This is a genomic window from Streptomyces coeruleorubidus, assembly GCF_028885415.1.
Lineage (GTDB): Bacteria > Actinomycetota > Actinomycetes > Streptomycetales > Streptomycetaceae > Streptomyces > Streptomyces coeruleorubidus_A.
Genome location: NZ_CP118527.1, coordinates 1,897,950 through 1,919,153 on the forward strand (window position 1 = coordinate 1,897,950; position 21,204 = coordinate 1,919,153).

The window sequence follows — 21,204 nt, forward strand, 5'->3', positions numbered from 1 at the left end:
GCCCTTCAGGAGCTTGAGAAACGATGAGGAAGTCTCACCCCGTCCGGCGTGCCGTGCTCGCCGGCGCAGCCACCGTCTCCGGGATCGTGCTGCTGCTGTCACTGAAGCCGGCCTCCGACCCGGGCTCCGCCCAGGCCGCGGGCGGCCAGCTCCCGCCCGCGGCCGCCGGGCAGGCTCCGCAGGGCGGCGTGAACGGCGCGGTCACCGGTGACGCGGCGCAGACGCAGTACGGCGCGGTGCAGGTGCGCCTGACCATGAGCGGCGGCAAGATCACTCAGGCCGAGGCGGTCCAGGCCCCCAAGGGCGGCCGCAGCGACCAGATCACCGCCAGCTCCGTGCCGCGCCTCAACCAGGCGGCGGTCGCCGCCCAGAGCGCGGACATCGACGCCGTGTCCGGGGCGACGTACACCAGCGCCGGCTACAAGAAGTCCCTCCAGTCGGCCCTGGACAAGGCCAAGGCCTCGGCCGGCGGCGCGCAGGGCTCGGGCAACGCCCAGACCGTGACCGGCGATGTCGCGCAGACGCAGTACGGCCCGGTCCAGGTCCGTATCACCGTCGCCGGCGGCAAGATCACCAACGCCGAAGCGGTCCAGGCCCCCAAGGGCGGCCGCAGCGACCAGATCACCTCCGCCTCCGTCCCCCGCCTCAACCAGGCAGCGGTCGCGGCGGGGAGCGCTGAGATCGACGCGGTGTCGGGCGCCACGTACACCAGCGCGGGCTACAAGAAGTCGCTCCAGTCCGCCCTGGACAAGGCTCCGGCAGGGGGCGGCTCCTCCCAGGCCGCCGGCTCCGGGGGCGGCCAGGCCCGGACTCAGACGCTCACCGGCAGTGTGGCGCAGACGCAGTACGGCCCGGTCCAGGTCCGTATCACCGTCGCCGGCGGCAAGATCACCAACGCCGAGGCCGTCCAGGCCCCCAAGGGCGGCCGCAGCGACCAGATCACCTCCGCCTCCGTCCCCCGCCTCAACCAAGCGGCGGTCGCGGCCGGCAACGCACAGATCGACGCCGTCTCGGGCGCCACCTACACCAGCGCCGGCTACAAGCAGTCCCTCCAGTCGGCGCTGGACCAGGCCGGTGGCTGACACGGTGGCCGACTCCGCACAGGCTCCCGCCGCGGTACGTCATGCGGAGGAGACGATGGGGACCGTCTTCTCCTTCGACGTCCGCGGCGGGGAACCCGGCGCCGTGCGCGCGGCGGTCGACGAGGCCGTCGCCGGGCTGCACCGGGTCGACGAGGTGTTCAGCACCTACCGCGAGGACAGCCAGATCTCCCGGTTGCAACGCGGTGAGCTGACGGTCGAGGAGTGTGATCCGGAGGTCGCCGAGGTCCTGGAACTGGCGGCCGAGGCGGAGCGGCTGAGTGACGGCTGGTTCAGCACGTCGTACGGGGGCCGCCTCGATCCGACCGGCATCGTGAAGGGCTGGTCGGTCGAGCGGGCGGCGCGGCGGTTGGCCGCGGTGCCCGGGGTGAGCGGGGTCAGCGTCAACGGCGGCGGCGATGTGCAGTTGCTCGGGGTCCCGGGCTCGCAGCGGCCCTGGCGGGTCGGGATCTCGGATCCCCTGCGGCCGGGCGGTCTCGCGGCGGTGATCTCCGCGGCCGGGGTGGATGAGCTGGCCGTGGCCACGTCCGGGACCGCCGAGCGGGGCACGCATATCGTCGACCCGCGTACGGGGCGTTCGGCCGTGACCGACCTGGTCGCCGTGACCGTGGTGGGGCCTCGGCTGACGTGGGCGGACTGCTGGGCCACGGCGGGGTTTGCGATGGGGTCGCGGGAGGGGTTGGCGTGGCTCGAGTCGCTGCCGGGGGTTGAGGCGCTGTTGATCACGGCTGGTGATGAGGTCCGTTGTACCGGGGGTCTGGCTGCGCGGCTGGGGTGAGTGGCGGCCCTCAGGGGCGCGGGGAACTGCGCGACCAGCCACAGCTCACCCGCACACGACCACCAACAGCCACCGCCACGGCGTGCTCAATGCCCGTTCTGCGCCAGCCTCAGCAAGTGGTCGGCCAGCTCCTGACCCCCCGTCGGGTTCCGGCTGATCAACAGCAACGTGTCGTCACCGGCGATCGTCCCCAGAATGTCGTGCAGCTCGGCCTGGTCGATCGCCGACGCCAGGAACTGCGCAGCCCCCGGAGGGGTCCGCAGGACCACGAGATTCGCCGAAGCCTCCGCGGAGATCAGCAGCTCCTGCGACAGCCGCCGCATCCGATCCTCCTTCGCCGACCCGCCCAGCGGAGCGCGCGGCGTGCGGAAACCGCCCTCGCTCGGCACCGCGTAGATGAGGTCGCCGTCGGTGTTGCGGATCTTCACCGCGTTCAGCTCGTCCAGGTCACGGGAGAGCGTCGCCTGTGTGACGCTCAGCCCGTCGTCGGCGAGCAGCTTCGCCAGCTGGCTCTGCGACCGCACCGGCTGCCGGTTGAGGATGTCCACGATCCGGCGGTGGCGTGCGGTGCGGGTCTGCGGCACGGCGGGCCCGTTCGCCCCCGGCTGCTCGTGGTCCTGCGCCTGGCTCATCGTCGTCTCATTCCCCGGATCGTCCGTCCCCGTCGGCTGCTGCATCGAGGACGCCGGGCAGCGCCCGGAGGAAGGCGTCCACCTCGTCGTCGGCGATGTTCAGCGGCGGCATGAGCCGTACGACATCGGGAGCGGGCGCGTTCACCAGGAGGCCGGCGTCCTGAGCCGCCTGCTGCACCTGGGGCGCGAGCGGCTCGGTGAGCACGATACCCAGGAGGAGACCCGCGCCCCGGACGAAATCGATCAACTCGTGACCGAGGCCTTCGACACCGTCCCGCAACTTCTCGCTCTGCCGCTTGACGTTCTGCAGCAACCCCTCGTTCTCGATGGTGTCGAGGACGGCGAGCCCGGCGGCGCAGGCGACGGGGTTGCCGCCGAAGGTCGTGCCGTGGTGGCCGGGCTGGAGCAACTCGGCGGCGCGCCCGAAGGCGACGGTCGCGCCGAGCGGCAGTCCGCCGCCGAGGCCCTTGGCGAGGGTGACGACGTCGGGCAGCACGCCCTCGTGGGCCTGGTACTCGAACCAGTGACCGGTCCGGCCGACGCCGGTCTGCACCTCGTCGAGGACGAGCAGTGCGCCGGTGGCGGCGGTGATGGCCCGGGCGGCCTTGAGGTAGCCGGCGGGCGGGACCACGACCCCGTTCTCGCCCTGGACCGGCTCGATGACGACGAGGGCCGTCTCCTGCGTCACCGCGGCGGCCAGTGCCTGAGCGTCGCCGTACGGGACGTGCGTGACGTCGCCCGGCAGCGGCAGGAAGGGTTCCTGCTTGCCGGGCTGACCGGTGAGCGCGAGGGCGCCCATGGTGCGGCCGTGGAAGCCGCCCTGGGTCGCGACCATGTGGGTCCGCCCGGTGAGCCGGCCCATCTTGAAGGCGCCCTCGTTCGCCTCGGCGCCGGAGTTGCAGAAGTAGACCTTGCCGTCGCGGCCGAAGAGCTGGAGCAGCCGTTCGGCGAGCGCGACCGGCGGCTCGGCGACGAACAGGTTGGAGACATGGCCGAGGGAGGCGATCTGCCGGCTCACGGCCTCGACGACGGCCGGGTGGGCGTGGCCGAGCGCGTTGACCGCGATGCCGCCGACGAAGTCCAGGTACTGCCTGCCGTCGGCGTCCCACAGCTTGGTGCCCTCACCGCGGACGAGCGGGAGCCTCGGGGTGCCGTAGTTGTTCATGAGCGCGCCCTGCCACCGCGCGGTCAGTTCCTGGTTGCTCACGACTCCCCCTGTTCGCCCGGTCCCTCGGGCTTCTCGTCGGCCACGACCATCGTGCCGATCCCCTCGTCGGTGAAGATCTCCAGCAGGATCGAATGCTGGACCCGCCCGTCGATGACCCGGGCGGTGGTGACGCCGCCGCGTACGGCGTGCAGGCAGCCCTCCATCTTCGGCACCATGCCGGAGGACAGGTCCGGCAGCAGTCGCTCCAGCTCGGAGGCGGTGAGGCGGCTGATCACCTCGTCGCTGTTCGGCCAGTCCTCGTAGAGTCCCTCGACGTCCGTGAGGACCATGAGGGTTTCGGCGCCCAGTGCAGCAGCGAGTGCCGCAGCCGCCGTATCAGCATTGACGTTGTAGACATGTCCGTCGTCCTGGGAGCGGGCGATCGACGAGACGACCGGGATGCGGCCGTCGGCGAGCAGGGCCTCGATCGCGCCCGTGTCGATCGCGGTGATCTCGCCCACCCGCCCGATGTCGACGAGTTCGCCGTCGATCTCGGGCTGGTGCTTGGTGGCGGTGATGGTGTGCGCGTCCTCGCCCGTCAGGCCGACGGCGAGCGGGCCGTGCTGGTTGAGCAGCCCGACCAGCTCGCGCTGCACCTGGCCTGCCAGCACCATCCGTACGACGTCCATGGCGTCCTCGGTGGTCACCCTCAGGCCCGCCTTGAACTCGCTGACGATGCCGTGCTGGTCGAGGGCGGCGCTGATCTGCGGGCCGCCGCCGTGCACGACGACGGGCTTGAGACCGGCGTGGTGCAGGAAGACGACGTCCTGGGCGAAGGCGGCCTTCAGGTCCTCGTCGACCATGGCGTTGCCGCCGAACTTGATGACGACCGTCTTGCCGTTGTGCCGGACCAGCCAGGGCAGCGCCTCGATGAGGATCTGGGCCTTGGGCAGGGCGGTGTGTTTGCGAGTGGTGCTCATGAGGAGTACGCGCTGTTCTCGTGGACGTAGTCCGCGGTGAGGTCGTTGGTCCAGATGGTGGCGGTCTCGGACCCGGCGGCGAGGTCGGCCACGATGTGCACCTCGCGGTAGCGCATGTCGACCTTGTCGCGGTCCTCGCCGACACCGCCGTTCTTGCACACCCAGACGCCGTTGATGGCGACGTTGAGCCGGTCGGGCTCGAAGGCGGCGCTCGTCGTGCCGATCGCCGACAGCACCCGGCCCCAGTTGGGGTCCTCGCCGTGGATCGCGCACTTGAGGAGGTTGTTGCGGGCGATGGAGCGGCCCACCTCGACGGCGTCGTCCTCGGTCGCGGCGTTGATCACCTCGACCTTGATGTCCTTGCTGGCGCCCTCGGCGTCCCGGATGAGCTGCTGCCCGAGGTCGTCGCAGACCTGCCGTACGGCCTCGGCGAACTCGTCGTACTCCGGGGTGACCCCGGCGGCGCCGGAGGCGAGCAGCAGCACGGTGTCGTTGGTGGACATGCAGCCGTCGGAGTCGACCCGGTCGAAGGTCGTCCGGGTGGCCGCCCGCAGGGCCTTGTCGAGGACGTCGTTGTCCAGGGCCGCGTCGGTGGTGAGGACGACGAGCATGGTGGCGAGGCCGGGGGCGAGCATGCCGGCGCCCTTGGCCATGCCGCCGACGGTCCAGCCGTCCTTGGTCACGACGGACGTCTTGTGGACGGTGTCGGTGGTCTTGATGGCGATGGCTGCCTTCTCGCCACCGTGCTCACTCAGGGACGCGGCTGCCTTCTCGACGCCCGGCAGCAGCTTGTCCATGGGCAGCAGGACGCCGATGAGGCCGGTCGAGCAGACGGCGACCTCGACGGCGCCCCGCCCGAGGACCTCGGCGACCTTCTCGGCCGTCGCATGGGTGTCCTGGAAGCCCTTCGGGCCCGTGCAGGCGTTGGCGCCGCCGGAGTTGAGGACGACGGCGGACACCTGACCGCTCTTGAGCACCTGCTCGGACCACAGGACCGGTGCGGCCTTCACGCGGTTGGAGGTGAAGACGCCGGCGGCGGCGCGGCGGGGCCCGGTGTTGACCACCAGGGCCAGGTCGGGGTTGCCGTTCTCCTTGATCCCGGCGGCGATGCCCGCCGCCGTGAATCCCTTCGCTGCCGTCACACTCACGGCGCAACTCCGATCGTCGTCAGTCCGGTGGTCTCGTCGAGCCCCAGGGCGATGTTCATGCTCTGGACGGCACCGCCGGCGGTGCCCTTGGTGAGGTTGTCGATGGCGCTGATCACGATGATCCGTCCGGCGGCCGCGTCGTACGCGACCTGCACCTGAACGGCGTTCGAACCGTAGACGGACGCCGTGGCGGGCCACTGCCCCTCGGGCAGCAGGCGCACGAAGGGCTCGTCGGCGAAGGCCTTCTCGTAGGCGGCGCGCAGGGAGTCGGCGGTGACCCCGTCCTTCGCCTTCGCGCTGCACGTGGCGAGGATGCCGCGGGGCATCGGCGCGAGGGTCGGCGTGAAGGAGACGGAGACCGGCTCGCCGGCGGCCGCGCTGAGGTTCTGGGTGATCTCGGGGGTGTGCCGGTGCCCGCCGCCGACGCCGTACGGGGACATCGAGCCCATGACCTCGCTGCCCAGCAGGTGCGGCTTGGGTGCCTTGCCCGCGCCGGAGGTGCCGGACGCGGCGACGATCACGGCCTCGGGCTCGGCGAGCCCGGCGGCGTACGCCGGGAAGAGCGCCAGCGACACGGCCGTGGGGTAGCAGCCGGGCACCGCGACGCGCTTGGACCCCTCCAGCGCGGCGCGGGCGCCCGGCAGTTCGGGAAGGCCGTAGGGCCAGGTTCCGGCGTGCTGGGAGCCGTAGAACCGCTCCCAGGCGGCGGCGTCCGTCAGCCGGAAGTCGGCCCCCATGTCGATCACCAGCACGTCCGGCCCGAGCTCCTCGGCGACGGCGGCGGACTGCCCGTGGGGCAGTGCGAGGAACACGACGTCGTGCCCGGCGAGGACCTCGGGGGTGGTCTCCTGGAGCACTCGTCCGGCCAGGGGCAGCAGGTGCGGCTGGAGCGCACCGAGCCTCTGTCCCGCGTTGGAGTTGCCGGTCAGGGCGCCGATCTCGACGTCGGGGTGCGCCAGGAGCAGACGCAGCAGTTCCCCGCCCGCGTATCCACTCGCTCCGGCCACTGCCGCACGTACCGCCATGGAACCTCCTCCTTAGAGAGCATGACTATACGTTTCACCGCAGTTTTATGCAATCCCAATCGCGAGCGGGCACCGTGTGCCACCAGGAAACCGACTTTGTCCGGAGCATGATCACAGGTTATGGTCCCCCGTCACATATCAGGGGATCACGGCAGGCGGGGGACATGGCCGAAGAAATCAGCGCGCCCGAGAAAGGTGCGAGCGCGTGGGGGCAGGCGGTCGCGGCAGTGGTCTTCGTGGGGGCGCTCTGCGTCGGCTTCTGGGCACTCGGCGAGACGTCCGCGGAAAGCGAGCCGAAGCCTGCCACGTGCTCGGACGGGGAGACCCCCGGCCCGAAGGGGAAACGCGTCTCGGGAGCGGAGTTGTGCGAGGCGCTGAACCGTTCCGACCTCGCCGCCCTGCTCGGCACGCCGACGGAGATCGCGAAGACCGCCAGCGGCGGCGACAGCTCGTTCGAGTCCGCCGGCGGCAAGGAGATCGCCACGCCCTCGGCGCAGGTCGAGTTCGACACCTACACCGTGACGCTGTCGGCGACCTACGACGGCCTGCCGGTGGCCGGGTCCCACGCGCTGCTGGGGAACGACGCCGAGCAGCTGAAGGTGCACGGCCGGCCGGCCGTCGTCTACTCGGACCGCACCATCAGCATCAGCTTCCGCCTCGACGGGAGCGACAGCGAGAGCGGCCCCGGCGTCCCGGCCCGGGCCCTCACCGTGGCGCATGACGCCAAGGACAGCGGCGGTTCCCTCGACGTGACGCTGTGGCGCGCCGACGGCGGGGTGCCGGACGACGCGGTGCTGCTCCGTGTCGCCGAGAAGGTGCTGCCGACCGTCCCCGGGTGGGACTCCGGCCGGTGACGCCACGCAGCGTGTCGGGCCGCCGTCCCGGGGACGGCGGCCCACGAGGGACCCGCTACCTCTGCTTGATCCGCAGGAAGGTGACGGAGTTCGCCGGGAAGGTGTAGGTGAACTTCCCGGCCACGCCGCGGAAGGTGGACGTCACCGGCGTCACCGGCGTGTCCGTCTCCGTGTTGACGGCGTCCTCCTCGGCGGCCAGCGTGGTCACGCGGGCGGTGGAGGCGACCTTCGCGCCACCCAGGTCGACGGCCGTACGGGCCTCGGCGGACTGGGCGTTGACGACCTTGACGATCAGGTCACCGGTCCCCGCGTCCTTGGTGACGACCTGGCGGAACGGCTCGGCCGGCTTGTCGTCCTTGAAGCTGCCCCACTCCTTGCCGTCCAGGAACAGGGTGACCTGGCGGCCGCGGACCTTGATGTCGATGTCGTAGGCGCGGCCGGTCTCGATCGACCCGGCCTTCGTCATCAGCGTGCCCTTGCCGCCGTCGACGGCCTGCTCGATCGCCGACTGGGTGTTGTTCCAGCCGCCCAGGTTCCACCAGTAGTAGTTGCCGGTGTCCTTGACGCCGAAGGCGACGAGGAAGCCCTCCTTGCCGGACTTCTTGGTGGCCTTCACATGCAGGTCGTAGTCCTTCCAGGCCGGGTCACCCGCCGTGACCATGGTGTTCTCGGCGGCGGTGTCGGTCTGGACGTACTGCCCGTCCTGGATGCTCCAGCTGCCCCGGCCGCTGGTGGTCCACTTGGAGGCGTCACCGGAGAAGTCGTCGCTGAGCAGCGTCGAGCCGTCCGCGGCGGTGACCTTCACGTCGTCGTACGCGGCGCTGGTCGCCCACGTGGACAGGCCGACGGCACCCGTGATCGGACCGCTGACGTTCGGCGTGGTGGTGGCCTTCGACGGGACGACGCGGTCGCCGACATTGGTCATGAACAGCTTCTGGACCTCGTAGTTGGCCGAGTTCCAGGAGGCGTGGTTGTTGAACCAGATCATGTCCGGCCGCCACTGCACGTAGTCCTCGTTGGCGAGCAGCGGGGCGTACGAGGCCAGCTTGACGATGTCCGCGTTGCGCTCCAGGCCCGTCATGAACGCGGCCTCGGAGAGTCCGTTCTTCCAGGCGTTGCCCTGTGAGGCGTACTCGCCGAGGAAGACCTTGGGGCCCTTGCGGTCGTAGGAGTCGTAGCGGTCGTTGTTCTGCAGGAACCAGTTCGGGCTGTTGTAGTAGTGCTCGTCGACCATGTCGACCTTGCCCTCGCGGTTGAGCTGCCAGGCCGTGTCGAAGGTCGTACCGGCGTCGTCCGGGCCGGAGTTGGAGATGACGGTGATGTCCGGGTACTTGGCCTTGATGGCGGCCCGGAACTGCTCGAAGCGGGCGAAGAACTCCTTGGGGAGGTTCTCCTCGTTGCCGACGCCGATGTGGCTGAGGTGGAAGGGCTTGGGGTGGCCCATCTGCGCGCGGACCTTGCCCCACTTGGAGGTCGCCGGGCCGTTGGCGAACTCGATGAGGTCGAGGGTGTCCTGGATGTGGCGCTTGAGCAGGGCGTCGTCGTCGGTGGCCTTGTTCTGGCCGCAGCCGGTCACCAGGGCGGGGACGACGGGCAGCGGCATGGCGCCGATGTCCTCGGAGAAGCGGAAGTACTCGTAGTAGCCGAGGCCGTAGCTCTGGTTGTAGCCCCAGAAGTTGGAGTTGGTGGCGCGCTGCTCTACGGGGCCGATGGTGTCCTTCCACTGGTAGCTGCGCTTGCGCTGCCAGTTCGAGGCCTCGCTGTAGTCCTCCATGGAACCGGTGTTGACCAGGCAGCCGCCGGGGAAGCGCACGAAGCCCGGCTTCAGCGCGGCGATCTTCTCGGCGAGGTCCTTGCGCAGGCCGTTCGGCTGGTTCTTGTAGGTGTCGCGCGGGAAGAGCGATATCTCGTCGAGCGCGGCGGCGTTCGTCGAGGCGACGGCGAGGCGGCCGCGGTTACTGGTGCGGGTCGCGGTGAAGGTGGCCTTGTACTTGGCCCAGCCGCCCTTGACGGCCACCTGCCGGGCGGTCGCCAGGGCGCCTGCCGTGTCCTTGAGGGAGACGGTGAGCGTGCTGCCGCTCTCGGCGCGGGCCCACACGGAGAAGTCGTACCGCTTGCCCTGCTCGACCCGGATGCCGGTGTTGTAGCCGGCGTTCGTGACGGAGGAGCCGGCGCCCAGCGAGAGGTAGTTGCGGTTGCGCTCGTTGAGGCGGCCCGAGTCGTTCACGACCTCGGCCGTGCCACCGGCCGTCCACGAGGTCAGGGGCGTGTAGGAGCCGTTGTCGGCGGTGGAGTACTCGAAGGAGCGGTTCTGCACGAGCTCGGCGTACAGACCGCCGTCGGCGGCCCGGTTGATGTCCTCGAAGAAGACGCCGTACATCGTGTCGTCGATCGCGGCGCCCTTGGCGGACGGGTCGACGGTGATGGCGTAGTCGGTGACGTCCTCGGCGTGCGCGGGGGCCGGTACGAGGGCTGCTGCCGTCAGGAGGGCGGTGGTCGTGAGACCGATTCTCCATCGGGTGCGGGCGGTGCGTGGCATGGATACTCCGCGGCTCTCTGGTAGAGGAGTGTTCGAAATATCAGACATTGATCAGCACTTCGAACGGCAAGATAGGGAGGGGGCAGGGGCGCGTCAATGGGTCGCGCAACAACGGTTGGGACGGAGAGCGGGACGGAATGGGCGAGTTCTGGCCAGTGCCGGACGTACTGGCGTATCTGGCCGGGCGTTGGCGCGTGGCCCGGTCGGTGCGGGATCTCGCGAGCGGCGAGCAGGGGGAGTTCTCCGGAAGCACCGTGTTCGCCGCGGCGGAGGACGGCGGACTGCTGCACCACGAGTCCGGCACCTTCGTCTGGCAGGGCGTCGCCCGGCCCGCCGAGCGGACGCTGCGGTTCCTGCCGGGCCCGGGCGGCTCGGCGGACGTGCGGTTCGCGGACGGGCGGCCGTTCCACGACCTGGACCTGACGTCCGGACGGCACGTCGCCGACCACCCTTGCGCGGCGGACCTCTACCGCGGCGAGTTCACCGTCCGCGACCCGGACCACTGGCGGACGGTGTGGCACGTACGGGGCCCGGCCAAGGACCTCGTGCTGCGCACCGACTACGCACGCGAAGACTGAGCCGACCATCTGAGCCGACCAGTGCCGTGACCGGGAAGGTTCGCCGGGTTGCCGCTCGCGGGTCGCCACGGCATCGGTCCTCTGTCTGGTGGAAGCCCGCGCGCGGCCGAGGCCCGGACGTGGTCGGCTGAGGGCAGCATCACGTGGTGACGGCTTGGCCTCGCTCACCGACGGCCATCCACGTGGGCGCGTCCTGGCACCGCGAATGGAGCGGACATGACCAGCCACACAGTGCGGGATCGGCTGTTCATTGGCGGGGACATGGTCACGCCTGCCTCGGAAGACGTGATCGAGGTCATTTCTCCGGTCACGGAGGAGCGGGTCGGTACCGCTCCCTCATCGACGCCTGCCGATATCGACCGAGCAGTACGCGCGGCGCGCGCCGCCTTCGACGATGGCCCCTGGCCCCGCATGTCGTGATGGTCCTGGACTACTTCAGGGAACTTGCCGCGACGTTCCCCTTCGAGCAGGATCGAGCAGGATCGAGCAGGTCTCAGCGGTCCCGCGCGGATCCTTCGGGAGCCGGTGGGCGTCGTGGGGCAGATCGTGCCGTGGAACGCGCCGCTCATCCTGACGATGGTGAATCTTGCTCCCGCCCTGATCGCCGGCTGCACCGTCGTGCTGAAGCCCGCCCCGGAGACCCCGCTGGACGCGTACCTGCTCGCCGACGCTGCCCTGGAGGCCGCCGGTCTGCCTCCAGGTGTCCTCAACATCGTGCCTGCCGACCGGGAGAACAGTGAGGCGCTCGTGCGGCACCCGCTGGTTGACAAGATCAGCTTCACGGGCAGCTCCGCCGTAGGGCGGCGGTCGGCGCGCTGTGCGGCGAGCAGTTCAATCAGCTGCTGCGCTGAGGGTCGGCGATCCGGATGACCCCTCGACCGAGGTCGGCCCCCTGGTGGCCGAGCGCCAGCGGCGGCGGGTCGAGGACTACATCGCCGTCGGGCGGAAGGACGGCGCGACGATCACGGTCGGCGGCGGCCGTCCCGCGCGCCAGCCGAAGGGCTGGTACGTCGAACCGACGATCTTCGCAGACGTCGACAGCTCCATGCGCATCGCGCAGGAGGAGATCTTTGGCCCTGTGCTCGTCGTGATCCCGTTCGACGACGACAACGACGCGGTCCGTATCGCGAACGACTCGAAGTACGGCCTGTCGGGAAGCGTCTGGACCAACGACCTGGAGCGGGCCATGCGCATCGCTCGCCAGGTGCGCACGGGGACCTTGACGCTGAACGGGTACCGGATCGAGTTCGCCGCCCCGTTCGGCGGATACAAGGAATCCGGGATCGGCCGCGAGTTCGGGCCCGAGGGCCTCAGCTCGTTCCTGGAGTACAAGACGATCAATTTGCCGGGCGATCCAGTGCTGTGACCGGGAAAGGTCCGGCGGTCAGGTCGCGGCCTGGACCGCTCTGCCGCCCCAGCGGATGGCTTTCTCGCTGCGGATGCGGGCTCGTTCGCGTCGTTGTGCGGCCAGGAGGTCGGGGTGGCGGGCGCTCGTTGATCGCGTACTCGATTCGGTCGAGCTTGGCTTCGAAGTCAGGGTCCGGGGATTCCTTCCAGGTCTACCTCGCCGCACGACCTGCTGCAGTTTCTGCCTCTCCTGCTCGGTCAGCATGCGTACCCGGACCGATTGCGCCATCCCGCCCCCACACCCGACCAGAAGTGAGATCACATCCAACCGGCTCAAGAGCCACCAACACCACCCGGCGAAGGTTCCCGGTCACAGCACTAGGCACGCGAAGTCGGAGCCGACACCCCGTCGAAGCGCAGGTTCCAGCGCCCCGCCCGGCCCGTGACGGAGGTCGTCGACAGCGGGCGGACGTCGATGTTCCAGTACGTCGAGGGCGGTGCCTTCAGGGCGTACACCAGGGCGGCACGGATCACGGACGGCTCGGCGACCGCCACGACCCGGCAGCCGTCCTCGACGGGCCGGGTGTCGAGCCAGCCGCCGACGCGGGTGATGAAGTCCACCAGCGACTCACCGCCGTGCGGTGTGGCGCGCGGATCGGCGAGCCAGGCGTCCACGGCCTCGGGCTCGCGGGCCATCGCCTCGCCCAGGGTCAGCCCGCGCCACCGGCCCATGTCGCAGTCCCGCAGACCGAGTTGCACCAGCGGCGCGTACCCGAGCCCCTCCCCCGTCGCACGGCTGCGCGGGGTCGGCGAGCAGTAGCGCAGCTCGGCCGCGGCGAGCGGCAGCAGCTCGTGGGCGGCGCGCTCCACCTCACCCCAGCCGGCCTGGTCCAGCAGCCGGTCGTCCTCGAAGCGCTCGGCGAGCAGCGGGGAGCTGCGCGCGGCGGCGACGAACGTGACCCGAAGTGGCATGCGGCGATCGTGAGTCCCGCAAGTGCGCAGGTCAAGAGGTGTTACCAGGGAGTTACCCAGGGTGCACCGGCCCTCACTGGCCGAAGATGAGAGCCATCCAGTCCGCGGGCCGCTCCAGCGCCGCGAACCCGAGCTTCTCGTAGACGCCGTGCGCGTCGTGCGTGGCGAGCAGCACGCGCCGTACCCCGTACTCCCGCAACTCGTCCCGTACGGCCGCCACGAGCGCGGTGCCGACCCCCTTGCCGCGCACCGACGGGTCGACGTACACGTCGCACAGCCACCCGAAGGTCGCCCGGTCCGTGATGACCCGGGCGTACGCCACCTGCTTCTGCGACACCGTCTCGTACACGCCGAAGTTGAGCGAGCCCTCGATCGCCCGGTCCTGCTTCTCGCGCGGGCGGCCGAGCGCCCAGTACGCGTCGGTGGACAGCCAGTGGTGGACCCGCTCGGCGTCGACGCGGGCGGGGTCGGTGGAGATCTCGTAGCCCTCGGGCAGGCTCGGCGTGTCGGTCATGACGGGATGCTCGCAGCTCACCAGCCATGCGTCGAACGCTTATCCCAGCACCTCGTCGCAGGCCGTGCGCAGCCGCCGTACGCCCTCCGCGATCTCCCCGGTCCCCGCGACCGCCGCGAAGCTCAGCCGGATGTGCGCGGCCGGCGGCTCGGCGCTGAAGTAGGGGCGGCCGGGGGTGACGGCGACGCCCGCGCGCAGTGCGGCGGAGGTCAGGGCCGGTTCGTCCGTGCCGTCGGGCAGGCGCGGCCACAGGTGGTAGCCGCCGGACGGCACGTGCGGCAGGGCGAGTTCCGGCAGGTGCAGCGCGAGCGCGGCGGTCATCGCGTCCCGGCGTGCCCTCAACTCGGCGGACACCGCTCGCAGATGGCGCGGCCAGGCGGGCGAGCCGACGAGTTCGAGTGCCGCCTCCTGAAGGGGCCGGGGCACGAAGAAGGTGTCGACGACCTGGATGGCGCGCAGCCGCTCCAGGACCGGGCCGCGCGCGGCCAGGGCGCTCACCCGGAAGCTCGGCGAGGTCGCCTTGGTCAGCGAGCAGACGTGGACGACGACACCGTCGGGGTCGTCGGCGGCCAGCGGGCGCGGCAGCGGCCCCGCGTCCTCGTGCACGAGCCGCCGCACGAAGTCGTCCTCGACGACGAACGCGCCCGCCGCGCGGGCGATGCCCAGCACCTCGCGGCGCCGCTCGGGCGCGAGCACGGCACCGGTGGGGTTCTGGAAGAGCGGCTGGCAGACGAAGGCCGGGGCGCCGGTGGCCCGGAAGGCGTCGGCGAGCAGCGCCGGTTTCACGCCGTCCGCGTCCACCGGGACGGGCACCGGGCGCAGGCCCGCGGCACGGGCGATGGCGAGCATCCCGGGGTAGGTCGGCGACTCGACGAGGACGGGGGCACCGGGCGGGGCGAGGGCGCGCAGGGCGGTGGTGAGCGCGGACTGCCCGCCCGCGGTGATCAGCACCTCGGCGGCCGTGAAGGACCCGCCGATGCCCCGCGCGAACCACTCCCGCAGCTCCGGCAGCCCTTCCATGGGCGGGCGTCCCCAGGCGCCGGGGCGGCGTCCGGCGCGCGACAGGGCGGCGGCCATCGCCCGCTCGGGCTGCAACGACGGGTGCAGATAACCGCCGCTGAACTCGATCACACCGGGCGGCGGAGCGGCCAGCGAGACCAGCACCCCGGAGGCGTCCACCGAGCGCGGTACGAGGTCGGCGGCACCGTCGGCGCTGAGCGCGACCTCCTGCCAGGATGTGTCCCCGGCGGGGGCCGGTGCCGTACGGGCCTGCGCGCGGAACGCGCCCGCGCCCGGCCGGGTGACCACCAGCCCCTCGGCGGCGAGCTGCGCCAGCGCCCGCGACACGGTCACGGGACTCACCCGGAACCGCTCTACCAGGGCCCGGCTCGACGGCAGCTTTCCACCTGGTGAGTAGCGGTTCAGCTCCCGCCGCAGCTGTTCTGCCAGATCACCCACACTGCTACGCTCTTGCATGAGAGCACAGAGTAGCGCTACTACCGCATCCCGGATAGCAGTCGCCACAGAGCCGGAACGGGACCGGCCCGGCCTCGGCACCCTCCAGGCCGCCCTGGGCGTCATCGCCTTCTCCCTCACCTTCCCCGCCACCGCCTGGGGTCTCGAGGGCTTCGGGCCCTGGTCGCTGGTCGCCGTCCGGACTGTCCTGGCCGCGGTGATCGCGGGGGGCTGTCTGCTGGCCCTTCGCGTCCCGCTGCCCGCCCGCCGCCACTGGCCGGGCCTCGCGGTGGTCGCGGCCGGTGTGGTGCTCGGTTTCCCGTTGCTGACCACGCTGGCACTGCAGACCTCGACCACCGCGCACGCCGCCGTCGTGGTCGGTCTGCTCCCCCTGACCACCGCTCTCTTCTCCGCCCTGCGCGTCGGCACCCGGCCCTCGCGCACCTTCTGGACGGCGGCCCTCGCCGGCGCGGCGGCGGTGCTGGCCTTCACCGTGCAGCAGAGCGGCGGCGCCCTGAGCACCGCCGACCTGTACCTCTTCGCGGCGCTGCTGGTGTGCGCGGCCGGCTACACCGAGGGCGGCCGGCTGGCCCGGGTCATGCCGGGCTGGCACGTCATCGGCTGGGCGCTGGTGCTGTGCCTGCCGCTGACCGTGCCCGTCGCCGCGTTCGCGCTGGCGCAGGAACCGGTGCAGCCGACCGCGCACAGCGTCACCGGGCTGCTGTGGGTGGCTGCGGGCTCGCAGTTCCTCGGACTGGTCGTCTGGTACCGGGGCATGGCGGCCATCGGCATCCCGAAGGCCAGCCAGTTGCAGCTCGCCCAGCCCCTGCTCACACTGGTGTGGTCGGTGCTGCTGCTGGGCGAGCACCTGACGGTGGCCGCCCCGCTGACAGCCGCGGCGGTGCTGGTCTGCATCGCCGTCACACAACGGGCACGCGGCTGAGCGGGGCACACCCGGGCCCCCTGCCGAGTGGCGCCCCCGGCCGTAGACTCGAAGGCCACGGACCGCTGCTCCACACACCGTGAGGAGGCTCCAGATGCGCGCAACCGTGGGCGACCAGCTTGTCCAGCACGGCAGGGTGGTCGGTCAGCACGACAAGGTCGGCGAGATCGTCGAAGTGCTGGGCCAGGAGGGCAATCCCCCCTACCGCGTCCGGTTCGAGGACGGGCACGAGGGCGTGTGCTCGCCGGGACCCGACACCGAGATCCGGCACCGGGAGACCACCACCGGGCCGTGATTCAGCGCGGCGGCGGCGCCGGCTGGCCGTAGTGGTCGGTGACCACCCTCGCCATCGCCCCGATCCGATCGGCCGCCACGTCCTTGGCGGCGAAGAAGACGTGCCCGCGCACCTGCGCGTGATCCCTGGCCAGCGTCAGGTGCCGGGACAACTCGGTCGGGTCCTGCCAGGCGGCGGGCTGCGCCGGGTCACCGGCCTTGTACAGCGCCTCCCCCACGTAGAGCCGCGTCGAGGTGCCGCTCGCGACCTCCGCCCACCAGGGCAGCAGTTTCGCGTAGTCGGCGGCGGCGAAGCCGATGTTCCAGTACAGCTGCGGGACGATGTAGTCGATCCAGCTCTCGCGCACCCACTTGCGCGTGTCCGCGTGCAGGTCGTCGTAGGTCTGCACGCCCGCCCGGGTGTCCGAGCCGTGCGGGTCGGTGGCGGCGTTGCGCCACACGCCGAAGGGGCTGATGCCGAAGGGGGTGCCGGACCGGATCTGCTTGATGCGGTCCGCCGTCTCCCGGACCAGCTTGTCGATGTTGTCCCGCCGCCACGCCGCCCGGTCCGGGAAGCCGGCGCCGTACTCCTCGTAGGCCGAGTCGTCGTCGAAGCTCTGGCCCGCCACCGGGTACGGGTAGAAGTAGTCGTCGAAGTGGACGCCGTCCACGGGGTACTTCTCCACCGCGTCGAGCATCGCGTCCTGCACGAAGTCCCGGACCTCGGGCAGCCCCGGGTTGTAGTAGAGCTTCCCGCCGTACGTCACCACCCAGTCCGGGTTCCTGCGGGCGGGGTGGCCGGCGGCCAGCCGGGTCGGGTCGGCGTGGGCGGCGACGCGGTACGGGTTGAACCAGGCGTGCAGCTTCAGGCCGCGGGCGTGGGCCTCCTCCACGGCCGTGCCCAGCGGGTCCCAGCCGGGGTCCTTGCCCTGGGTGCCGGTCAGGTACTGCGACCACGGCTCGTACGGCGAGGGCCACAGGGCGTCCGCCGAGGGCCGGACCTGGAAGATGACAGTGTTGAGCCGGTTGCTCACCGCCCTGTCGAGGTGGGTGATCAGCTCGGCCCGCTGCTGCGCGGCGGTCAGCCCCGGCTTCGACGGCCAGTCGCGGCCCGCCACGGTGGCCAGCCACACGCCCCGCATCTCGGAGGCCGCCCTGTCGTCGCCCCTGCCGTCCCGCTTGGGCGCGGCCGAGGCCGGAGGCATCATCGTGAAAGCCGACAGCGCCGCCACCGCGAACGCCCTGCGTGACACTCGTCCCATCCGCATGCCCCAGAAAGCCGCGGATCCGCCCGGCCGCGGATCGCTCCGCGCCCAGCATGCCCGAAGGGGACCCGACCCCCGCGATCGATCATCGATACTTGGGAGTAACGTGCACGAACGGAGCAGGCACCGGAACCCGGAGCACCTGCCCAGAAGTGGATCAGCAGCGAAAGGGACGATGTGACGGACATCCCAGCGGGAGACATTGCACGCGTCGGGGTCGTGGGCTGCGGTCAGATGGGCGCGGGGATCGCCGAGGTGTGCGCCCGGTCCGGTCTGGACGTCATGGTCGCCGAGACCACCGGCGAGGCCCTGGAGATCGGCCGGACCCGGCTGTTCAACTCCCTGGCCAAGGCAGCCGAGCGCGGCAAGATCACCGAGGAGGAGCTGGAGGCCACACAGGCCCGTCTGAGCTTCACCACGGACCTCGGCGAGTTCGCCGACCGCGACCTGGTGATCGAGGCCGTCGTCGAGAACGAGCAGGTCAAGACCGAGATCTTCCAGGTGCTCGACCAGGTCGTCACCCGGCCCGACGCCATCCTGGCCTCCAACACCTCCTCCATCCCGCTGGTGAAGCTGGCGGTGGCGACCTCGCGGCCGGACCAGGTCATCGGCATCCACTTCTTCAACCCGGCCCCGGTGCAGAAGCTCGTCGAGCTGATCCCGGCCCTCACCACGTCCGAGGGCACGCTGGGCCGGGCCCAGCTGTTCACCGAGAAGGTGCTGGGCAAGCACGCGATCCGCGCTCAGGACCGCTCCGGCTTCGTGGTCAACGCGCTGCTGATCCCGTACCTGCTCTCCGCGATCCGGATGTTCGAGACGGGCATCGCCAGCCGCGAGGACATCGACAACGGCATGGAGATGGGCTGCGCCCACCCGATGGGCCCCCTGAAGCTCTCCGACCTCATCGGCCTGGACACGGTCGCCTCGGTGGCCCAGTCGATGTACGAGGAGTACAAGGAGCCCCTGTACGCCGCTCCCCCGCTCCTCCAGCGCATGGTCGACGCGGGCCGGCTGGGCCGCAAGACGGGGTCGGGCTTCTACACGTACGACTGACCGCCCGGCTTCCCGTCCCGGCCTCCGAGGCTGATTACGGACGGTCAGAATTCGGCCAACCCACGGGCCCGGCACCGGAATTGGTGCCGGGCCCGTGGCATTCACACACCGTGTGCGCGCCGGGCTCGCATATGCCCGTCGCACACTCTCCCCAGGCGCCCACCAGGCGAGTTGACTCCTCATGCGCATGCAAGGGATGTACAACGACTACGGAAAGGAACGGACTCGTGACCGCCGATCCCGAGCATCCGGTCGTCCATGGAGAACTCGCAGAGTTACGACGCCGCCTCGATGTGGCGTACGCCCGCGTCGAGGGCGGGCTGGCCCTGCTCAACCACCGCACCGAGGAGACCGCCAAGGAACTCGACGAGCTCAACACCCGGATCAACTCACTGGAACACGCGCGCTGGCCGCTGCCCGCGGTCGCCGCCCTCACCGCCGTGGGTGCCCTCGTCGTGGCGATCTGGCAGGCACTGGGGCGTTAGTTCAGGGCAACGTGTCCTGACCGAGCCTGAGATGGTGCAGCAGCAGTAACGCGGCCGCCATGTTGGCGGCCGGGACCTCCCCGCGGGCGACCATGTCGGGGACGAGCTTGAGGGGAACCCATTCCCGGCGGTCCGACTCGAAGTCGTCCACGGGGTGCCCGACGTACTCGCCCTCGTCGGCCCAGTACACGTGGTGCCGGGCGTCGGTGAGCCCGTTGGACGGCTCCACGCTCATCAGGTGGCGCAGGGGTCCCGGCCGCCAGCCGGTCTCCTCCTCCAGTTCCCTGGCGGCCGCGCGGGCGATGTCCTCGCCGTCCTCGACGACGCCCGCCGCGAGTTCCCACCCCCAACTGTCGGTGATGAAGCGGTGCCGCCACAGGAGCAGCACCTCGTTGGCCTCGTTCACGACCGTGGCCACGGCAACGGGCCGCAGCCGTATGAGGAAGTGGTCGAGGTGCCGGCCGTCCGGCAGTTCGACATCCGCGAGATTGACGCTGAACCAGCGGTTTGAGTACACAGCCTGTTCGTTGTGTTTCGTCCACTGCACGGTTCTGCCACCTTCCGTCGAGTAAGTGGCAATATCGCAGCAGGGGTGTAGTGACAGCAGGCGCACGGGAAGTCGCTCGGGATGACGCGGGCGCCCGTCGCCCGGGGTCTACAACGGTACGCGCAGTGCCCCGTCGATGAGTTCCGCGGCCTCGGCCGTGCCCGCGCAGCCGCTGCGCACCAGGTGCTCCCGCACCGCGCGCAGCCGGTCGCGCAGCCGCTGGGACTCCATGCCGCGGGCCTGCTCGGCCATCTGCACGGCGATGGCCACGGCCTTGTCCGCGTTGCCCTGCCGCAGCTCGATCGTGCTGAGCATGGCCAGCCGGTGCACCCGGCCGCGGTCGTGCGCCGGGTTGTCGACCGCGGCCGCGGCATGCTCCCCGGCGGCCGCGATCTCCCCGAGACTCAGCAGCGCCTCCGCCACCTGGACGTTGACCAGTCCCGGCTGGACATAACCGGTCTCGTCGGGCTCATAGCCGCGCCGGATGCGTGCCGCGGCCTGCTCGGCGCGCCGGATGCAGGACAGGGCGCTGCTGCCGTCGCCGAGATGCGCGTACGCCTTGGCCTGCATCGCGTACAGGTCGGAGGCGAGCGCCGGGGTGATGTGCTTGCCGGCGGCCCGCAGCGCGGCCTCCGCGAAGGCGACGGCCTGCCGGTACTCCCGCATGAACAGCGACTGGTTGACCAGCAGCGCGATGATGTAGGCGCCGAGTCCTCGGTCCCCGCTGGCCTTGGCGAGGCGCAGCGCCTGGTGGAAGTAGCGCTGGGCGAGGCCGTGCGCGTCGGAGTCGTAGGCGCAGATCCCGGCGACGGCCACCAACCCGCCCGTGGCCCGGTGCAGTTGGCGCCCCGTCTCGTCGGTGTAGCTGCCGCGCAGCAGCGGCGCGGCCTCGGCGTTGAGGAAGCCGACGATGCGCGCCCGTGTCGCGATGCCCCCGGCCTTGCGGTACATCTGCTCGTAGTGCGTCCGGGCGGCCCGCAGCATCTCCAGGTCGCCCGGGGTGACCCGGTGTCTGCCGCCGCGCGAGACGTCCACGTCCTCGGGCGGGTTCTCCCACTCCCACACCGGCATGACGGCGGGCGTGCCGGTCAGCGCGGGCGCGCCCAGGATGTGCGGGCGCTGCTGCTGGTCGGAGCGCCACAGGGCGGTGGCCCGCTCGACGAACCCGGACAGCGAGCCGGTGTGCACGGCGGACGGTTCACCGGGCACGCCCAGGCCGATGTCGTCCAGGGTGACCTGCCGCCGCAGCCGGGCGGCGAGCACCTCGCAGATCAGGTCGGGCACCTGGCCCCGGGGACGCTGCCCCTTCAACCACCGGGCGACGGCGGTGTGTTCGTATCTCAGGGACAGGCCGCGCGCCCGTCCCGTCTGGTTGACATGTGCGGCCAGCCCCGCGTGCGAGATCCCGGCCTCGTCCAGGATCGCGTCGAGCAGAGTGTTGGGCTGCATGTGGGCCCCCCGGTGGCTCGGTGCGGCCAGATTAGTGGCTCCGCCTTCACACGGGGTGTGAACGGAGTGCTCGAATCCGCACTGTGCGCGCACTGTCGCTCACAGTCGCCGGCCGGTTGA

21 protein-coding genes and 2 pseudogenes are annotated in these 21,204 nt (G+C 71.1%); 10 read left to right on the forward strand and 13 right to left on the reverse strand.

All coding sequences use genetic code 11. The features are described 5' to 3' along the window. Positions 1-23 precede the first annotated feature (23 nt). Both PV963_RS08860 and PV963_RS08865 read left to right on the forward strand, forming a co-directional pair. Positions 24-1,082: an FMN-binding protein gene (locus tag PV963_RS08860; RefSeq protein WP_274815094.1), complete on the forward strand. Its 1,059-nt coding sequence runs from the start codon at positions 24-26 to the stop codon at positions 1,080-1,082. Next, positions 1,075-1,878 carry an FAD:protein FMN transferase gene (locus PV963_RS08865; RefSeq protein WP_274815095.1) on the forward strand — a complete coding sequence of 268 codons (804 nt, stop codon included), beginning with the start codon at positions 1,075-1,077 and terminating at the stop codon, positions 1,876-1,878. The genes PV963_RS08860 and PV963_RS08865 overlap by 8 nt, the downstream gene beginning before the upstream one ends. 86 nt (positions 1,879-1,964) lie before the next feature. Here the strand turns inward: PV963_RS08865 and PV963_RS08870 are convergent, their stop codons facing one another. Genes PV963_RS08870 through argC form a run of 5 tightly spaced genes read right to left on the reverse strand, consistent with a single transcriptional unit; the run spans position 1,965 to position 6,810 of the window. Beyond that, positions 1,965-2,510 (reverse strand): arginine repressor, encoded by a 546-nt coding sequence (locus PV963_RS08870; protein WP_274815096.1) that lies wholly within the window; start codon positions 2,508-2,510, stop codon positions 1,965-1,967. Between the two features lie 7 nt (positions 2,511-2,517). Further along, entirely contained in the window at positions 2,518-3,717 is a 1,200-nt protein-coding gene (locus PV963_RS08875) for an acetylornithine transaminase (RefSeq protein WP_274815097.1), read from the reverse strand. Beyond that, positions 3,714-4,637, reverse strand: coding sequence for an acetylglutamate kinase (argB, locus tag PV963_RS08880; RefSeq protein ID WP_274815099.1), 924 nt, complete (start codon positions 4,635-4,637; stop codon positions 3,714-3,716). Before argB ends, PV963_RS08875 begins: the two co-directional genes overlap by 4 nt. Continuing rightward, on the reverse strand, positions 4,634-5,785 hold the full coding sequence (gene argJ / locus PV963_RS08885; RefSeq protein ID WP_274815101.1) for a bifunctional glutamate N-acetyltransferase/amino-acid acetyltransferase ArgJ: 1,152 nt from the start codon (positions 5,783-5,785) through the stop codon (positions 4,634-4,636). Before argJ ends, argB begins: the two co-directional genes overlap by 4 nt. Continuing rightward, the gene (argC, locus tag PV963_RS08890) at positions 5,782-6,810 is read right to left on the reverse strand and encodes an N-acetyl-gamma-glutamyl-phosphate reductase (RefSeq protein ID WP_274815102.1); all 1,029 of its coding nucleotides are present in this window, start codon (positions 6,808-6,810) and stop codon (positions 5,782-5,784) included. The genes argJ and argC overlap by 4 nt, the downstream gene beginning before the upstream one ends. A gap of 164 nt (positions 6,811-6,974) precedes the next feature. Here argC and PV963_RS08895 point away from each other — a divergent pair, with 164 nt between their 5' ends. After that, on the forward strand, positions 6,975-7,664 hold the full coding sequence (locus PV963_RS08895) for a DUF6215 domain-containing protein (protein ID WP_274815104.1): 690 nt from the start codon (positions 6,975-6,977) through the stop codon (positions 7,662-7,664). A gap of 55 nt (positions 7,665-7,719) precedes the next feature. Here PV963_RS08895 and PV963_RS08900 read toward each other — a convergent pair whose 3' ends face one another. Further along, positions 7,720-10,203 (reverse strand): alpha-L-arabinofuranosidase C-terminal domain-containing protein, encoded by a 2,484-nt coding sequence (locus PV963_RS08900; protein WP_274815105.1) that lies wholly within the window; start codon positions 10,201-10,203, stop codon positions 7,720-7,722. A gap of 137 nt (positions 10,204-10,340) precedes the next feature. On the opposite strand from PV963_RS08900, the gene PV963_RS08905 reads away from it, so the two are divergent. From PV963_RS08905 to PV963_RS08910, 3 genes and pseudogenes are all read left to right on the forward strand, one after another. After that, positions 10,341-10,781 (forward strand): DUF6314 family protein, encoded by a 441-nt coding sequence (locus tag PV963_RS08905; protein WP_274815106.1) that lies wholly within the window; start codon positions 10,341-10,343, stop codon positions 10,779-10,781. A gap of 216 nt (positions 10,782-10,997) precedes the next feature. Continuing rightward, positions 10,998-11,201, forward strand: a complete 204-nt coding sequence (locus PV963_RS43960; RefSeq protein WP_425540881.1) for an aldehyde dehydrogenase family protein — start codon at positions 10,998-11,000, stop codon at positions 11,199-11,201. Positions 11,202-11,255: 54 nt separating this feature from the next. After that, positions 11,256-12,147: pseudogene (locus tag PV963_RS08910) on the forward strand (aldehyde dehydrogenase family protein); the annotation flags it as partial. 18 nt (positions 12,148-12,165) lie between these two features. Here PV963_RS08910 and PV963_RS08915 read toward each other — a convergent pair. From PV963_RS08915 to PV963_RS08930, 4 genes and pseudogenes are all read right to left on the reverse strand, one after another. Further along, positions 12,166-12,282, reverse strand: a pseudogene (locus tag PV963_RS08915) (integrase); the annotation flags it as partial. 224 nt (positions 12,283-12,506) lie between these two features. Then, positions 12,507-13,100, reverse strand: a complete 594-nt coding sequence (locus tag PV963_RS08920) for a histidine phosphatase family protein (RefSeq protein ID WP_274815108.1) — start codon at positions 13,098-13,100, stop codon at positions 12,507-12,509. A gap of 73 nt (positions 13,101-13,173) precedes the next feature. After that, complete coding sequence (locus PV963_RS08925) at positions 13,174-13,614, reverse strand: GNAT family N-acetyltransferase (RefSeq protein WP_274815110.1); 441 nt, start codon at positions 13,612-13,614, stop codon at positions 13,174-13,176. Between the two features lie 39 nt (positions 13,615-13,653). After that, positions 13,654-15,090 (reverse strand): PLP-dependent aminotransferase family protein, encoded by a 1,437-nt coding sequence (locus tag PV963_RS08930; protein WP_274815111.1) that lies wholly within the window; start codon positions 15,088-15,090, stop codon positions 13,654-13,656. Between PV963_RS08930 and PV963_RS08935 the strand changes: the two genes are divergently transcribed. Together PV963_RS08935 and PV963_RS08940 are read left to right on the forward strand one after the other, a co-directional pair. Next, positions 15,089-16,012: a DMT family transporter gene (locus PV963_RS08935; protein ID WP_274815112.1), complete on the forward strand. Its 924-nt coding sequence runs from the start codon at positions 15,089-15,091 to the stop codon at positions 16,010-16,012. The two genes, PV963_RS08930 and PV963_RS08935, sit on opposite strands and share 2 nt — an antisense overlap. A gap of 94 nt (positions 16,013-16,106) precedes the next feature. Further along, positions 16,107-16,307: a DUF1918 domain-containing protein gene (locus tag PV963_RS08940; protein ID WP_010045242.1), complete on the forward strand. Its 201-nt coding sequence runs from the start codon at positions 16,107-16,109 to the stop codon at positions 16,305-16,307. 1 nt (position 16,308) lies between these two features. Here PV963_RS08940 and PV963_RS08945 read toward each other — a convergent pair whose 3' ends face one another. Further along, the gene (locus PV963_RS08945; protein WP_274815113.1) at positions 16,309-17,547 is read right to left on the reverse strand and encodes a glycoside hydrolase family 10 protein; all 1,239 of its coding nucleotides are present in this window, start codon (positions 17,545-17,547) and stop codon (positions 16,309-16,311) included. Positions 17,548-17,727: 180 nt separating this feature from the next. Here PV963_RS08945 and PV963_RS08950 point away from each other — a divergent pair, with 180 nt between their 5' ends. Together PV963_RS08950 and PV963_RS08955 are read left to right on the forward strand one after the other, a co-directional pair. Next, a complete protein-coding gene (locus PV963_RS08950; protein WP_274815114.1) occupies positions 17,728-18,603 on the forward strand; it encodes a 3-hydroxybutyryl-CoA dehydrogenase in 876 nt (291 codons plus the stop codon). Positions 18,604-18,830: 227 nt separating this feature from the next. Next, positions 18,831-19,088 (forward strand): hypothetical protein, encoded by a 258-nt coding sequence (locus PV963_RS08955; protein ID WP_274815115.1) that lies wholly within the window; start codon positions 18,831-18,833, stop codon positions 19,086-19,088. Between the two features lies 1 nt (position 19,089). Here PV963_RS08955 and PV963_RS08960 read toward each other — a convergent pair whose 3' ends face one another. Together PV963_RS08960 and PV963_RS08965 are read right to left on the reverse strand one after the other, a co-directional pair. Continuing rightward, positions 19,090-19,635 (reverse strand): NUDIX hydrolase, encoded by a 546-nt coding sequence (locus tag PV963_RS08960; protein WP_274815116.1) that lies wholly within the window; start codon positions 19,633-19,635, stop codon positions 19,090-19,092. Positions 19,636-19,743: 108 nt separating this feature from the next. Next, positions 19,744-21,084 (reverse strand): transcriptional regulator, encoded by a 1,341-nt coding sequence (locus PV963_RS08965; RefSeq protein WP_274815117.1) that lies wholly within the window; start codon positions 21,082-21,084, stop codon positions 19,744-19,746. Positions 21,085-21,204 lie beyond the last annotated feature (120 nt).

Coding starts and splice junctions, on each gene's coding strand:
- PV963_RS08860 (WP_274815094.1), top strand. CDS start 24: ATGAGGAAGTCTCACCCCGTCCGGCGTGCCGTGCTCGCCGGCGCAGCC.
- PV963_RS08870 (WP_274815096.1), bottom strand. CDS start 2,510: ATGAGCCAGGCGCAGGACCACGAGCAGCCGGGGGCGAACGGGCCCGCC.
- argB (WP_274815099.1), bottom strand. CDS start 4,637: ATGAGCACCACTCGCAAACACACCGCCCTGCCCAAGGCCCAGATCCTC.
- argC (WP_274815102.1), bottom strand. CDS start 6,810: ATGGCGGTACGTGCGGCAGTGGCCGGAGCGAGTGGATACGCGGGCGGG.
- PV963_RS08895 (WP_274815104.1), top strand. CDS start 6,975: ATGGCCGAAGAAATCAGCGCGCCCGAGAAAGGTGCGAGCGCGTGGGGG.
- PV963_RS08900 (WP_274815105.1), bottom strand. CDS start 10,203: ATGCCACGCACCGCCCGCACCCGATGGAGAATCGGTCTCACGACCACC.
- PV963_RS08905 (WP_274815106.1), top strand. CDS start 10,341: ATGGGCGAGTTCTGGCCAGTGCCGGACGTACTGGCGTATCTGGCCGGG.
- PV963_RS43960 (WP_425540881.1), top strand. CDS start 10,998: ATGACCAGCCACACAGTGCGGGATCGGCTGTTCATTGGCGGGGACATG.
- PV963_RS08920 (WP_274815108.1), bottom strand. CDS start 13,100: ATGCCACTTCGGGTCACGTTCGTCGCCGCCGCGCGCAGCTCCCCGCTG.
- PV963_RS08925 (WP_274815110.1), bottom strand. CDS start 13,614: ATGACCGACACGCCGAGCCTGCCCGAGGGCTACGAGATCTCCACCGAC.
- PV963_RS08935 (WP_274815112.1), top strand. CDS start 15,089: ATGAGAGCACAGAGTAGCGCTACTACCGCATCCCGGATAGCAGTCGCC.
- PV963_RS08930 (WP_274815111.1), bottom strand. CDS start 15,090: ATGCAAGAGCGTAGCAGTGTGGGTGATCTGGCAGAACAGCTGCGGCGG.
- PV963_RS08940 (WP_010045242.1), top strand. CDS start 16,107: ATGCGCGCAACCGTGGGCGACCAGCTTGTCCAGCACGGCAGGGTGGTC.
- PV963_RS08945 (WP_274815113.1), bottom strand. CDS start 17,547: ATGGGACGAGTGTCACGCAGGGCGTTCGCGGTGGCGGCGCTGTCGGCT.
- PV963_RS08965 (WP_274815117.1), bottom strand. CDS start 21,084: ATGCAGCCCAACACTCTGCTCGACGCGATCCTGGACGAGGCCGGGATC.